Origin of the sequence: Streptomyces sp. NPDC126497, from assembly GCF_040302425.1 — a bacterium.
GTDB lineage: Bacteria > Actinomycetota > Actinomycetes > Streptomycetales > Streptomycetaceae > Streptomyces.
The window spans coordinates 1-12,445 of record NZ_JBEORT010000037.1; the positions used below are offsets into that span (position 1 = coordinate 1).

A 12,445-nucleotide genomic window follows, 5' to 3' on the forward strand; every position below is an offset into this window, starting at 1 on the left:
GCGCCAACGCGGAGCGTTGGCAACTGACGACAACGCGGCAGATGCGCGTGCCAAGCCCCGCGACGCCGACATGATCCAAACGAGAGGCCCTAGCGGCCCGCCTCCTTCGAGACCAGGGCCACCGCCTCCTCCACGTCGTCCGTGACGTGGAACAGGAGGAGGTCCTTCTCCGCCGCCTTGCCCTGGGCGATGACCGTGTGGCGGAGCCAGTCGACCAGGCCGCCCCAGTACTCCGTGCCGAACAGGACGATGGGGAAGCGGGTGACCTTCTGGGTCTGGACGAGGGTCAGGGCCTCGAAGAGTTCGTCCAGGGTGCCGAGTCCGCCGGGCAGGACCACGAAGCCCTGGGCGTACTTCACGAACATCATCTTGCGGACGAAGAAGTACCGGAAGTTCAGGCCGATGTCGACGTAGGGGTTCAGCCCCTGTTCGAAGGGCAGCTCGATGCCCAGGCCGACCGACGTGCCCTGCGCCTCGAGCGCGCCCTTGTTGGCCGCCTCCATCGCCCCCGGGCCGCCACCGGTGATCACCGCGAAGCCCGCCTCGACCAGGCCCCGGCCCAGCCGGACGCCGGCCTCGTACTCCCACGAGTCCACCGGTGTGCGCGCCGATCCGAAGACGCTGATGGCGGGCGGGAGTTCGGCGAGCGTGCCGAAGCCCTCGACGAACTCCGACTGGATGCGCAGCACCCGCCAGGGGTCGGTGTGCACCCAGTCCGTGGGCGCCCGCTCGTCCAGCAGCCGCTGGTCGGTGGTGCTCGCCTGCACCTGGCCCCGCCGGCGGAGGACCGGCCCCAGGCGCTTCTCCTCCGGCGGCTGCTGCTTCCCCACGGGGTTGCCGGTAGCCATGTGCGCTCCCTCCGTTCGCTGGTCGTACCGCCTCAGCGTAGATCCACGGGGGTTACGCACGAGGGACCTGAGCATGTCCGGTACGCAGCGGCGCAAACCCGGTGCGCGTCACTCCGTCAGCCAGGACCGCAGCCGCTCCTCCCCCGCGAGGATCTTCGCGGTGTCCACGCGCTCGTCCCGCTTGTGCGCCAGGTGGGGGTCGCCGGGGCCGTAGTTGACCGCCGGGACGCCCAGCGACGAGAAGCGCGCGACGTCCGTCCAGCCGTACTTGGGCTGCGGGGTGCCGCCCACCGCCTCGATGAAGGCCGCCGCCGCCGGGTGGGACAGGCCGGGCAGCGCCGCGCCGCTGTGGTCGTCCACGACGAACTCGCTCACCCCGCAGTCGGCGAAGACCTCGCGGACGTGGGCCAGGGCCTCCTCCTCGCTGCGGTCGGGGGCGTAGCGGAAGTTCACGGTGACGACGCACTCGTCGGGGATGACGTTGCCGGCCACTCCCCCGGAGACGCCGACCGCGTTCAGGCCCTCGCGGTACTCCAGCCCGTCGATCACCGGGCGGCGCGGTTCGTAGGCGGCCAGGCGGGCGAGGATCGGGGCGGCCGCGTGGATCGCGTTGGAGCCCATCCAGCCGCGTGCGGAGTGGGCGCGCTCGCCCGTGGTCCTCAGCAGGACCCGCAGCGTGCCCTGGCAGCCGCCCTCCACCTGCCCGTCGGAGGGCTCGAGGAGCACCGCGAAGTCGCCCTCCAGCCATTCGGGGTGCGCCTCGGCGACGTGCTTGAGCCCGTTGAGGTCGGCGGCGACCTCCTCGTTGTCGTAGAAGACGAACGTCAGGTCGCGGTTGGGCTCGGGGACGGTGGCCGCGATGCGCAGCTGGACGGCCACGCCCGCCTTCATGTCGCAGGTGCCGCAGCCCCAGAGCACGCCGTCGTCGTCGAGCCGGGAGGGGACGTTGTCCGCGATCGGGACCGTGTCGATGTGACCGGCGAGGATCACCCGCTCCGGGCGCCCCAGCCGGGTCCGGGCCACGACGTTGTTGCCGTACCGGTCGACCGTGAGGTGCGGCAGGGCGCGCAGCGCGTTCTCGATCGCGTCCGCGAGCGGCTCCTCGGTGCCGCTCTCGGACGGGAAGTCGACGAGCTGTGCGGTCAGGCGCGCGGCGTCCAGTGTGAGGTCAAGCGGGGTGTCGGCCATGCCGACGACCCTAGCGCCACGGGCCGCGGCCCACTGCCCGCACCCGGGTCACAAGGAACCGTACTCTCCAGTACCTTGTACGCGTGCCAGAGCCGTCCCTTCCTTCCAAGCGCACGCGTCGTGGCCGTCTCGCCCGTTGGAGTGCGGCCCTCGTGGTGCTGTCCGCGGTCGCCGGATACGTGGTGGTGCAGTACGACACCGGCCGCAGGAGCGGCCCCGGCTGCACGGTGGTGTCCGGCAAGGGCGACGGGGCGACGTACGAGTTCACGCCCGAGCAGGCGGTGAACGCGGCGACGATCACCGCCGTGGGCACGGCGCGCGAACTGCCCGAGCGGGCGGTGACGATCGCGCTGGCGACCGCGCTGCAGGAGTCGGCGCTGCGCAACATCGACCACGGCGACCGTGACTCGCTGGGCCTGTTCCAGCAGCGTCCCTCGCAGGGCTGGGGCACGCCGAAGGAGATCATGGACCCGGCGTACGCGGCGGGGAAGTTCTACGAGCACCTGGAGGAGGTGCCGGGCTACACCCGGCTGCCGCTCACCGTCGCCGCGCAGCGGGTGCAGCGCAGCGGCTTCCCGCAGGCGTACGCCAAGCACGAGCCGGACGCCGCGCTGCTGGCCGCCGCCCTCACCGGGCGTTCGGCGGCGACGCTCACCTGTGAGGGCCGTCCGGCGGCGACGCCGAGGGCGGGGGCGGACGCGGTGCGCGAGGCGCTGGTCCGGGACTTCGGACGGGACGCGCTGGAGCCGGCCGGCGCGGAGGTGGACGCGGCGCCCTCGTCCTCGGCGGGCGCCCCGGCACAGTCCGGTGGCTCCGGCGCCTCCGACCGGCGGACGGTGCGGCTCCCGGTCACCGCCGGGGAGGGTACCGACGCCGGTCCGCGTGGCTGGCAGCTGGCCCACTGGGCCGTGGCCAACGCCTCCGGGCTGCACATAGAGCGGGTGTCGTACGCGGGGCGGGAGTGGAGGGCCGGGCACACCGACAGCCGGTGGCGGACGGTGGACGGCAGGAACTCCGAGGGCTCGGACGACGACGCGGGGGTCGTCACCGTCACGACCATGCCGTAGCGCAGCGGCGCGGGAGCACGGCCGTGCAGGCGTGCGGGGGGTCACCCGCAGGCGTCATGTACGGCCGATAATGCGACGTATTACCCACTCTTTGCGTTTCCCCGCCGCAACCTTCCCGGGGGTCGGACGGTAGTCACGGCGTCACCGTTCCCTCCCGTCGAAGGAGCATCATGTCCCTCCCCCTGACCCGTCGGATCGCCCGTGCCGCACTGATCGTCGCCGCGGGAGCGGCCGCCGGGATCGGTGCGGCCGGTTCCGCGAGCGCGGCTCCCGAGCTGCCGGCCGCCCCGAACGTCGGCGGGCCGACCGCGCTGGACGGGGCCACCGGCGGCACCGCGAACCACGTGGCGAAGGACGTCACGAAGGCCACGGGCGGCGCCGAGAGGATGGCGCCGGGCGCCGACAAGGCCGTGAAGAAGACCGCCGGGTCCCTCGCCAAGGGTGCGCCGGTGAAGGGGCTGCGGGTCGGCTGAGGGCCGGCCTGCGGCCGGCTTTCCGTCACGGCGATGGGGCCCGGGGTCTTTCCCGGGCCCCGTCGCGTTCGCGTGTGCCCGGGAGCCGCCGTCCGGGGGGCGGGGCGGGCGGGGTGGCCTGCCGGGGGGCGGGGTCAGGTGGTCAGGCGGGTCACCGCGGCGCGGACGCGTTCGTCCGTCGCCGTGAACGCCACGCGGACGAAGTTCCCGCCCGCCGGACCGTAGAAGTCGCCGGGGGCGACCAGGATGCCCCGGTCGGCGAGGTGGGCGACCGTGTCCCAGCAGGACTCGTCCCGCGTGGCCCACAGGTAGAGGCTGGCCTCGCTGTGCTCGATGCGGAAGCCGTGGGCGAGCAGGGCCTCGCGCAGGGCGGTGCGGCGGGCCGCGTAGCGCTCGCGCTGGACGCGGACGTGCTCGTCGTCGCCCAGGGCCGCCACCACGGCCGCCTGCGTCGGCGCGGAGGTCATCATCCCGCCGTGCTTGCGGATCTGCAGCAGCGGGCCGAGGACCGCCGGGTCGCCGGCCAGGAACGCGGCGCGGTAGCCGGCCAGGTTGGAGCGCTTGGACAGGGAGTGGACCGAGACGATGCCGTCGTACGACCCGCCGTTGACGTCGGGGTGCAGCACCGAGACCGGGTCGGCCTCCCAGCCGAGCTCGAGGTAGCACTCGTCGGAGAGGACGAGCACGCCGTGCTCGCGGGCCCAGGCGACGGTCCGGGTCAGCTCCTCCTTGGACAGCACCCGGCCCGTCGGGTTGGACGGGGAGTTCAGCCAGAGCAGCTTCAGGCCCGTGGGGTCCAGCTCGGTCGGGTCGTCGTACGCCACGTGGTCCGCGCGGGCGAGACGGGCGCCCACCTCGTACGTCGGGTAGGCCAGGCGCGGGAAGGCGACCTTGTCGCCGGGGCCGAGTCCGAGCTGGGTGGGGAGCCAGGCGACTAGTTCCTTGGAGCCGACGACCGGCAGGACGTGGTGGTGGGTGACCCCGCGGGCGCCCAGCCGGCGCTCCGTCCAGCGGGTGAGCGCGTCGCGCAGTTCCGGGGTGCCCCAGACCGTGGGGTAGCCCGGGGAGTCCGCCGCGGCGATCAGGGCCTTCTGGATCGGCTCGGGCACCGGGTCGACGGGCGTGCCGACCGAGAGGTCGACGATGCCGTCGGGGTGCGCGGCGGCCGCCTTCTTGTAGGGCTCCAGCTTGTCCCAGGGGAAGGTGGGCAACCGGTCGGAGACTGCGGACACGGGCACGGGCTCACTTTCTGGTCCGGCGGACGCCCGGGCCCCGCACGGCGATCGGGAGGATCGGGCCGTACGGGGCCGGGGCGGCACGTCGATGCGGCGGGGCCGCTTCCGGCGGGGCGGCTACGCCTGCGGCGGCAGCGCGGCGATGAACGGGTGGTCCCGCTCGATCAGGCCGAGCTTGCTGGCGCCGCCGGGCGAGCCGAGCTCGTCGAAGAACTCGACGTTCGCCTTGTAGTAGTCCTTCCACTCCTCGGGAGTGTCGTCCTCGTAGAAGATCGCCTCGACCGGGCAGACCGGCTCACAGGCACCACAGTCGACGCATTCGTCCGGGTGGATGTACAAGGACCGCTGGCCCTCGTAGATGCAGTCGACCGGGCACTCCTCGATGCACGCCTTGTCCTTCACGTCGACACAAGGCTGCGCGATGACGTAGGTCACGCTGTCGTTCCTCCTCGATAGGGCGCTGGCGGGCCTCCTCAGGCTCCGCCGCCTGGCGCGCGGGAGCGCGGCGTCGTCGATGCCCGCCCCTAGTATCTCCGTTCCTGGGCATGATCCGAACAGGAGGGGTGAACTGACCTGTGGAAATCTCTGCCGCCGGGCGCCTCGAGGTCCGCATCACCACTGCTGACGTGGGGAAACGGGTCTCCGTACGGAGCTTGATCGCACATGGTCCCTCCGGTGAGAAGTTCACCGACACGGTCGGTGTTCTCACATCATGGGACAGCGGTGTGCTGCGGATCACAAGGAAGAGCGGGGAGAGCGTCCGCATCGCGGAGTCCGCGCTGGTCGCGGGCAAGGTGGCGCCGCCCGCTCCGGCGCGTCGGCGCGGCCCCGCGGCCTCGTACCAGGAGCTGGCGCGGGTCTGCGCGCGGGCGTGGCGGCCCGTGGAGAGCGAGCGGCTGGGCGAGTGGGAGCTGCGGGCCGCCGTCGGGGAGGTGCCGCGCGAGGGGGGTCCCCCCGGGCATCCGGCTCCGGGGGAGCGCCCCGGGGAGGCGGTGGCCGGACGCCGGGTGGGCTTCACCCGGCGGGCCAACTCCGTGCTGCCGCTCGGCGACCCGGGCGTGCCGCTGGACGAGGCGCTGACGGCCGTGCGCGACTGGTACGCGGCGCGGGGGCTGCCCGCGTACGTCCAGACCGCGACCGGCGCCGAGGGCACGCAGGAGCTGCTCTGCGCGGAGCTGGAGCGGCGGGGCTGGGTGCGGGAGGTGACCGCCGAACTGTGGACGGGTCCGTTGGCGCCGGTGGCCGACCTGGGCGGGGAGCCGTCCGGGGTCGTGCTGGCGCGGGAGGCCGACGAGGCGTGGCTGGCCCGGTACCGGCGCAAGGGCGTGGGCGAGGTGGCGCTGCGGGTGCTGGGGAGCGGTCCCTCGGTGTGGTTCGCCACGGTGCCGGGCGACGCGGGCGTGCCGGCCGCGATCGGGCGGTGCGTCGTGGACGGACGGTGGGCCGGGTTCGCGGCGGTCGAGGTGGACCCGGCGCGGCGACGGCAGGGGCTGGCGACGGCCGTGATGGCCGCGCTGGCCCGGCGGGCGCTGGACGAGGGCGCCTCGGCGGCCTGGCTCCAGGTGGAGGACGACAACGCGGGGGCACGGGCGCTGTACGACCGCATGGGCTTCGCCGCGCACCACGCGTACCACCACCACCGCGCCCCGGAATCGTCGGCTCCGGCAGGTGACGGAGCACCGTGAGCGGGCACGAACCGGGTATGCGCGCTCCGCATCCCCCGCCGCCCGGGCGCTCCGCCGAACTGCGCCGGCGGTTCGCCGAGGAGGCCCGCTGCGAGCGGCCGGACCTGTCCACGCTGTGCCTGCTGGTCGGCGCGGCGGCGGACGGTGCGCTGGACGAGGCGGGCATGGACGCCGCGCAGGTGGAGCTGGACCGGCTGGCCGGGGAGCTGCCCTACCGCCCCGGGTCGCCGCGCGCGTGGGCGCTGGCGCTGCGGGGGCTGCTGGGCGAGCGGTACGGCTTCCACGGCGTTCCCGGCGACTACCGGCGGCTGGAGTCGTCGCTGCTGCACGAGGTGCTGCGGCGGCGGCGCGGGCTGCCGATCCTGCTGTCGGTGGTGTGGCTGGAGGTGGCCCGCCGGGCGGGCGCGCCGGTGTACGGGGTGGCCCTGCCGGGGCACTTCGTCGTCGGGTTCGGGGAGGCGGAGGGGCAGGTGCTCGCGGATCCCTTCGACGGGGGGCGGGTGCTGACCGGGGCCGACGCGGAGCTGCTGGTCGCCGGGGCCACGGGGGCGCCGCTGGACACGTCGATGCTGGCGCCGGCCGACACCCTGGACGTCGTCCTGCGGGTGCTCAACAACGTCCGGGCGTGGTCGGCGGCGCGGCCCGAGCACTCGGGGGTGGGGTTGTGGGCGGTGGAGCTGTCGCTGCTGCTTCCCTCCCATCCGGCGCGGTTGCGGTACGAGCGGGCGCGGTTGCTGGTGCAGCGGGGGGAGTTCGCGGCGGGGGCCGGGGAGCTGGAGGCGTATGCGGAGGTGGTCGCGGCGGTGGACGAGGGTGCCGCCGCGCAGGTGCGGGGGGAGGCCCGCGCCGCTCGCGCGATGCTCAACTGAACGCCCGCCGGCCCGGGGCGCGCGGTCGGCGCCGTGGGGCGTTCCCGGGAAGCCGTTCCCGGAGCTCCATGGCCTCCTCACCGCAGCGGTGCGGGCCGGTGTGAGAACGGCACCCGTGGGCCCGGGCCCACGGGTGCCGTCCGGTTCCGCGGGGCGGGCCCGGGCCGTTCACCGGCGCTTCCGCCGGGCCGGGCCCGGCCCGGCAGCAGCGCCCGCGCTCAGCTCGGGTCGGTCTCGATGACCGCGATCCGGTCGGTCTTGCTGATCAGCGCCTGGCGGAGGGCGCCGTAGACGTCCTGGGGGGTGACCGGCGTCTTCTCGCCGTTGCCCCGGGTGATGAGGACACCGTCGAACGCCTGGCCGTAGAGCCCTTCCAGGGCCTTCAGGTCGGGCTTGTCGACCAGCTTGCCGTTGACGGCCTCCACCCTGAGGAACTTCCACAGCGAGTTCTCGGGGCTCATCGGGACCGAGTGCGCCGCGTCGGTCTGCACGGTCACGTTGGCCGACATCGCCGGCTCGGCGAACTCCTTCATCATCCGGTCGACCTCGGCCTTGGTGACCTTCGGCTGCTGGGCGGAGGTCGGGACCTCCACCGCGGCGGCCTTCCCGGTCTCGACCTGGGTGCGGTACGCCTCGGCCACCACGTCGGTCGCCTTGGCCACGTCGATGCCCTGGCCGCCCTCGGGGTAGACCGGGACGGCCTTGCCGGACTTGAAGGTGATCGAGCCCTCGGTGACCGAGCCGGAGCCGCCGGCGGCGTCCTCCAGGGCGGCCTGCAGCTTCTCCTCGTCGACGGGCATGACCGGCTCGACGACGCGCTGGTTGCCGATGAGGGAGCCGATGACGTTGACCGGGTTGTAGTCGCTGCCGGTGGCCGCTCCGACGGTGGCGTCGGTGTCGAACTGCAGGCCCGCGTTCTCCGGCTCCAGTTCGACGGTCCTGCCGTCGACCGACAGCTCCAGCGGCTGGTCCAGCCGGTCGTCGAGGGCGGCGTCGAGCTTCTTGACGGCCTCGTCGCGGGTGCCGCCGCCGATGTCGACGCCGAGCACGGTGGTGCCCTTCGGGACGTCGGAGCGGTTCATCAGCAGCCCGGCGCCGTAGGCGACACCGGCGAGGAGGACCACGCAGCCGCAGAGCAGGACGAGCTTGTTGCGCCCCTTCTTCTTCGCCGGCTTCGAGGAACTCGCCGGGGGCGGGGAGACCGGCTCGGGCAGCTTCGGGGCCGTGTGCGCCCGCGGGCCGCCGGCCGGGCCGTCGCCCGCGGTGAAGTCCGCGCCCGGCGGGACGACCGGGATGCCGCTGGTGACGGTGTGCCCGGAGACGTTGTCGCGACGGGGACCGTGGCCCGGGGCGCCCGGCGCGGCGGGCTTCTGCGGGGTGAGGATCGCGGTGTCGTCGCTCAGACCGCCGCCGGGGGCGCCGGGCCGTCCGCCCTGGCCGGCGAAGCCGCCGGGAGCGCCCTGGTCCGTCCGGGCGCCGGGGCGCGCGGGAGCGCCCTGGCCCGGCTGGGCGCCGGGACGCACCGGGAGGGCGGGGAGGCCGGAACCACCGGGAACGGCGGGAGCGCCGGGGCCCTTGCCCTCCCGGGGGGCGACCGGGCTCGAGCCGGTCGCCGGTCCGGTGGTCGGACCCGCGGGACCCGGCCGTCCGCCGGGGCCGGGCCGGCCGGGCAGGGGGGCCTGGCCCGGTCGCGCCCCGTCGCGGCCGTCCGGAGCCTCGTCCGGGAAGAACGGCAGGTCGTCGCGGCGCGGCTCACCGCCCCGCTCGGCGCCCGGACGGTTTCCGGCGCCCGCCGGCCCGCCGGACAGCGCCTCGGTCACGTCGAACGAGCCGGTGCCGCCACCGTGCCCGGGGGCCACGGGCCCGCCGGTCGCGCCGGTGGGCCCGGTCCCCTTGGCGCCCGGCGCGCCCATGGAACCGACGACGCCGCCGGGACGCCCGGCGCCCGGCCGCGCGCCGGCGGGAGCCTGCGGGGCAGCGCCCGCGGCGGGGCCCGAACCGCCCGGCGCACCCGCGCCGTTGGCGGAGCCGCCGGACGGACCGCCCTTGCCCGCGGCCGACTTGCGCGGCGCGAACCAGTCACTGGCCGGCTTCTCCTCCGCCGCCGGCCGCTCGGGCCGGTCGGGAGGCTCGACCGCGTCGGCGGACGGGGCCGGAGCCGGGGACGACGCCTCGGCGTCGGTGGTGCTCTTGCTCTCCGCGTCCGTGACGGGCTTGCGCACGACGACCGGCGGAATGGGCCGGGACCCGGGGATGTTGATGCGGATCCGCGTCGTCAGCGTGGTCTCGGTCTTGCGTTCCTCCGGCCGCGCGGCCGAGCGGCCCGCGTCCGTTCCCTCGTCCGGAATCGCCGGGATCCCGTAGGGCGGGGTGCCCGACGGGTAGGCGGCTCCGCCGCGCCCGTTGGGCCCGGAGGACGGGGTGTCAGTTTCACGACTCAAGGCAGGTTCTCCCGGTTGGCTCCGCCGCCCGTCACGACCTCACGGTGGGGGTCCTCCCAGCTCGGGCGAGCCGAGGGTTCGAGGGAGGCTCGGCGGCGCGCACCACCTTACTGGCCACATCCGGCCCGTATCCCAGTACCGCCGGGGAAACCCACACCGGACCCGCACGCCCATGACACGGCGAAGTAGTACGTCACTTGCCAAGTCGGACGGGAGGGCCGTCCGGTTGCCGCCGGGGAGCCAGGGTGGCGCAGATCACAGCCACGGTGATGCCGCCGAGGAGGAAGAGGTAGGAGCCGCCTCCCGCGGCGAACATGAAGTCGCCCTCCGGACGGCTGGCGGTGAGCAGGACGACGACGAGCATCCAGCCGCCGGCGGCCCAGACTCCCCCGGCCCGGCTGCGCAGGGCGCGGGTGGCCCCCAGGACCAGGCCGGCCACACCGGCCAGGGCGAGCAGCAGCCCGCCGGGGAACCAGGCGGGCTGCACCAGCGCCCCGGCCACCCCGACCACGGCGCCGAGCAGGAACAGCCCGAGGCAGGCCACGACCCGTCCGGCGGAGGGCGGCCGCAGCGGCTGGGCGAGCGCGGAGGACGGCCGGTCGCTCACGACGCCTCCCCGATGCCGGCGAACAGGTCGCCCTCCCGCCCCTCGGGGCGTTCGCCGCGGACCAGCTCGTAGTACTCGGTGGTGAGGAGCGGCTGGGCGAGTTCGTTGGAGAGCGCGAAGTACGGTTCGGCCACGGTGATCTGGGTGGCGTGCGCCCGCATCGCGGCGGCCTTGGCGGCGGCGTACGCGGTGCCGTCGACCGCGGTGGTGACCCGACCGTCGTCGACGACGCCCGGTACGTCGCCGACACCGGCCGCCTTGTCGAAGGGCAGGCCGGGCAGGTCTTCGGCGAGGCGCGCGAAGGCCTCCTCGGCGACGGAGCGGGGCACCCGGTTCCAGTAGACCTTGGGGACGTCCCAGCCCTGTCCGGCGGCGAGCTCGACGGCGCGCATGGCGACGCGGTGGGCCTGGACGTGGTCGGGGTGGCCGTAGCCGCCGTCGTCGTCGTAGGTGACGAGGACCTGCGGCCGGACCTCCAGGATCACCTCGGCGAGCAGTCCCGCCGCCCGCTCGACGTCGGCCTGCCAGAAGCAGCCGGGGTCGTCGTTGTCGGGCAGCCCCGTCATCCCGGAGTCGCAGTACCGCCCGGCACCGCCGAGCAGCCGGAAGTCCGTGACCCCGAGCGCGCGCATCGCGTCCTTCAGCTCCCCGAGCCGGTGCCCGCCGAGGGCGGCCCCGCTCAGGTGCCTCAGCTCGGGCGGGATGACCTCGCCCCGCTCGCCGAGCGTGCAGGTGACCAGCGTCACGTGGGCGCCCTCGGCGGCGTACCGGGCCATGGTCGCGCCGTTGTTGATCGACTCGTCGTCCGGGTGGGCGTGCACCAGCAGCAGACGCCGGTCGGGGAGTTCCGTCATGGGGCCAGCCTATGAGGCGTGGGCCCCTCCCCGCCCGCGCCACCCCATGGCCGGCGGACCCACCGCGCGCCCAGGGGGCGAACCCCCTAGCCGCGCAGCGTGCGCGCCCAGGGGGCGTCGACGGCGGTGGCGTCGATCGCCACCAGGACGTTGCTGAGCAGGGCGTCCGCGAAGTAGCGGCGGATCTGCTCCTCGGAGGCGCCGGAGACGGCGCGGACGTACTCGACCTGCTGGGCGTAGCACCTGCGCACGGCCTCGCCGATGCCGGGCTCACCGGCGCAGCCCTGGGCGTGCATGAGGATCATCAGCACGTCCCGGTCGGCGATGACCTCGTCGTACGAGGCGGCCAGCGCCCGCACGACCGCCTGCGGGTCGGTGCTCCGCACCGTCGCCGCCGCGGCGGCGACGGACTCGCGCAGGCGGTCCGAGCAGTGGTCGACCAGGGCGACGAAGAGCGTCTCCTTGTCCTTGAACAGCCGGTACAGGTACCCCTGCGAGATGCCCGCGGCCTTGGCGACGTCCGTCGTCGAGGTTCCGTAGTAGCCCCGCGCGGCGAACGTCTTGATGGCCGTGCGCATGACCGTGGCCCGGCGCTCGTCGGCGGTGGAGCGCTGTCGCGTCCTGGTTTCCATGAAAGCAATCAACCACTCACATGGAAGCGCGTCAAACCACCGGAGCGGCCCGGCGCGGACGCGCTCAGCCGTTGCCGAACGCCGCGACCATGTCGTCGGTGCTGCCGCCGAGGGCCTCCATGGCGATCAGCGGGTTCCAGTAGTCGACGTAGCGGCTGATCCTGCCGTCCACGGTCTCGACCACCGAGATGTACGACTGGTCGTAGGGGCGGCCGGTCTCCAGCGCGACGCCCTCGGACCTGAGCTCCGCGATGACCAGCGTGGGGTCGACGGTCTCGTGGATGCGCACGTCGACCATCTTCAGGCGGAAGGCCTTGGGGAAGTTCCTGATGTGGGCGAGCATCTCCTCCCTGCCCTCGAGCCGGGTGGTGTAGCCCTTCGGGGCGTACGGGAACTCCAACACCCCGTCCTCGGTGAAGAGCTCGACCCATTCCTCGACCCGGCCGGCGGTCAGGAGGTCGAGGTGGTCCAGGAACGCCTGCCGGGCGGCGGCCCGGACGGCGTCGGCGCTGCGCGGGGTGGAAGCGGTGTCTGTCATGACGGGGG

The 12,445-nt window shown here is 74.4% G+C and carries 13 protein-coding genes; 4 read left to right on the forward strand and 9 right to left on the reverse strand.

The window, feature by feature from the left end; translation table 11 throughout:
* Positions 1-89: 89 nt before the first annotated feature.
* Both ABTY20_RS17485 and dapE read right to left on the reverse strand, forming a co-directional pair.
* Complete coding sequence (locus tag ABTY20_RS17485; RefSeq protein ID WP_351997885.1) at positions 90-848, reverse strand: LOG family protein; 759 nt, start codon at positions 846-848, stop codon at positions 90-92.
* 108 nt (positions 849-956) lie between these two features.
* Positions 957-2,036 carry a succinyl-diaminopimelate desuccinylase gene (dapE, locus tag ABTY20_RS17490; protein ID WP_351997886.1) on the reverse strand — a complete coding sequence of 360 codons (1,080 nt, stop codon included), beginning with the start codon at positions 2,034-2,036 and terminating at the stop codon, positions 957-959.
* 83 nt (positions 2,037-2,119) lie between these two features.
* Between dapE and ABTY20_RS17495 the strand changes: the two genes are divergently transcribed.
* A complete protein-coding gene (locus ABTY20_RS17495; protein WP_351997887.1) occupies positions 2,120-3,103 on the forward strand; it encodes a heavy metal transporter in 984 nt (327 codons plus the stop codon).
* Positions 3,104-3,273: 170 nt separating this feature from the next.
* Complete coding sequence (locus tag ABTY20_RS17500; RefSeq protein ID WP_502991827.1) at positions 3,274-3,576, forward strand: ATP-binding protein; 303 nt, start codon at positions 3,274-3,276, stop codon at positions 3,574-3,576.
* A gap of 134 nt (positions 3,577-3,710) precedes the next feature.
* Here ABTY20_RS17500 and ABTY20_RS17505 read toward each other — a convergent pair whose 3' ends face one another.
* Both ABTY20_RS17505 and fdxA read right to left on the reverse strand, forming a co-directional pair.
* A complete protein-coding gene (locus ABTY20_RS17505) occupies positions 3,711-4,808 on the reverse strand; it encodes a bifunctional succinyldiaminopimelate transaminase/glutamate-prephenate aminotransferase (RefSeq protein WP_351997927.1) in 1,098 nt (365 codons plus the stop codon).
* A 120-nt stretch (positions 4,809-4,928) separates the two neighbouring features.
* Positions 4,929-5,246 carry a ferredoxin gene (gene fdxA / locus ABTY20_RS17510; RefSeq protein WP_004926152.1) on the reverse strand — a complete coding sequence of 106 codons (318 nt, stop codon included), beginning with the start codon at positions 5,244-5,246 and terminating at the stop codon, positions 4,929-4,931.
* A gap of 140 nt (positions 5,247-5,386) precedes the next feature.
* On the opposite strand from fdxA, the gene ABTY20_RS17515 reads away from it, so the two are divergent.
* Both ABTY20_RS17515 and ABTY20_RS17520 read left to right on the forward strand, forming a co-directional pair.
* On the forward strand, positions 5,387-6,496 hold the full coding sequence (locus tag ABTY20_RS17515) for a GNAT family N-acetyltransferase (protein WP_351997888.1): 1,110 nt from the start codon (positions 5,387-5,389) through the stop codon (positions 6,494-6,496).
* A gap of 17 nt (positions 6,497-6,513) precedes the next feature.
* On the forward strand, positions 6,514-7,365 hold the full coding sequence (locus ABTY20_RS17520) for a transglutaminase family protein (RefSeq protein ID WP_351997889.1): 852 nt from the start codon (positions 6,514-6,516) through the stop codon (positions 7,363-7,365).
* A 218-nt stretch (positions 7,366-7,583) separates the two neighbouring features.
* Here the strand turns inward: ABTY20_RS17520 and ABTY20_RS17525 are convergent, their stop codons facing one another.
* From ABTY20_RS17525 to ABTY20_RS17545, 5 genes are all read right to left on the reverse strand, one after another.
* Complete coding sequence (locus ABTY20_RS17525) at positions 7,584-9,806, reverse strand: hypothetical protein (protein WP_351997890.1); 2,223 nt, start codon at positions 9,804-9,806, stop codon at positions 7,584-7,586.
* A 193-nt stretch (positions 9,807-9,999) separates the two neighbouring features.
* Positions 10,000-10,413, reverse strand: a complete 414-nt coding sequence (locus ABTY20_RS17530) for a DUF6113 family protein (RefSeq protein ID WP_351997891.1) — start codon at positions 10,411-10,413, stop codon at positions 10,000-10,002.
* Positions 10,410-11,267, reverse strand: coding sequence for an N-acetyl-1-D-myo-inositol-2-amino-2-deoxy-alpha-D-glucopyranoside deacetylase (mshB, locus tag ABTY20_RS17535; RefSeq protein ID WP_351997892.1), 858 nt, complete (start codon positions 11,265-11,267; stop codon positions 10,410-10,412). Before mshB ends, ABTY20_RS17530 begins: the two co-directional genes overlap by 4 nt.
* Before the next feature lie 86 nt (positions 11,268-11,353).
* Positions 11,354-11,899: a TetR/AcrR family transcriptional regulator gene (locus ABTY20_RS17540; protein ID WP_351997893.1), complete on the reverse strand. Its 546-nt coding sequence runs from the start codon at positions 11,897-11,899 to the stop codon at positions 11,354-11,356.
* 64 nt (positions 11,900-11,963) lie between these two features.
* A complete protein-coding gene (locus ABTY20_RS17545; protein ID WP_351997894.1) occupies positions 11,964-12,437 on the reverse strand; it encodes a nuclear transport factor 2 family protein in 474 nt (157 codons plus the stop codon).
* Positions 12,438-12,445: the final 8 nt, after the last annotated feature.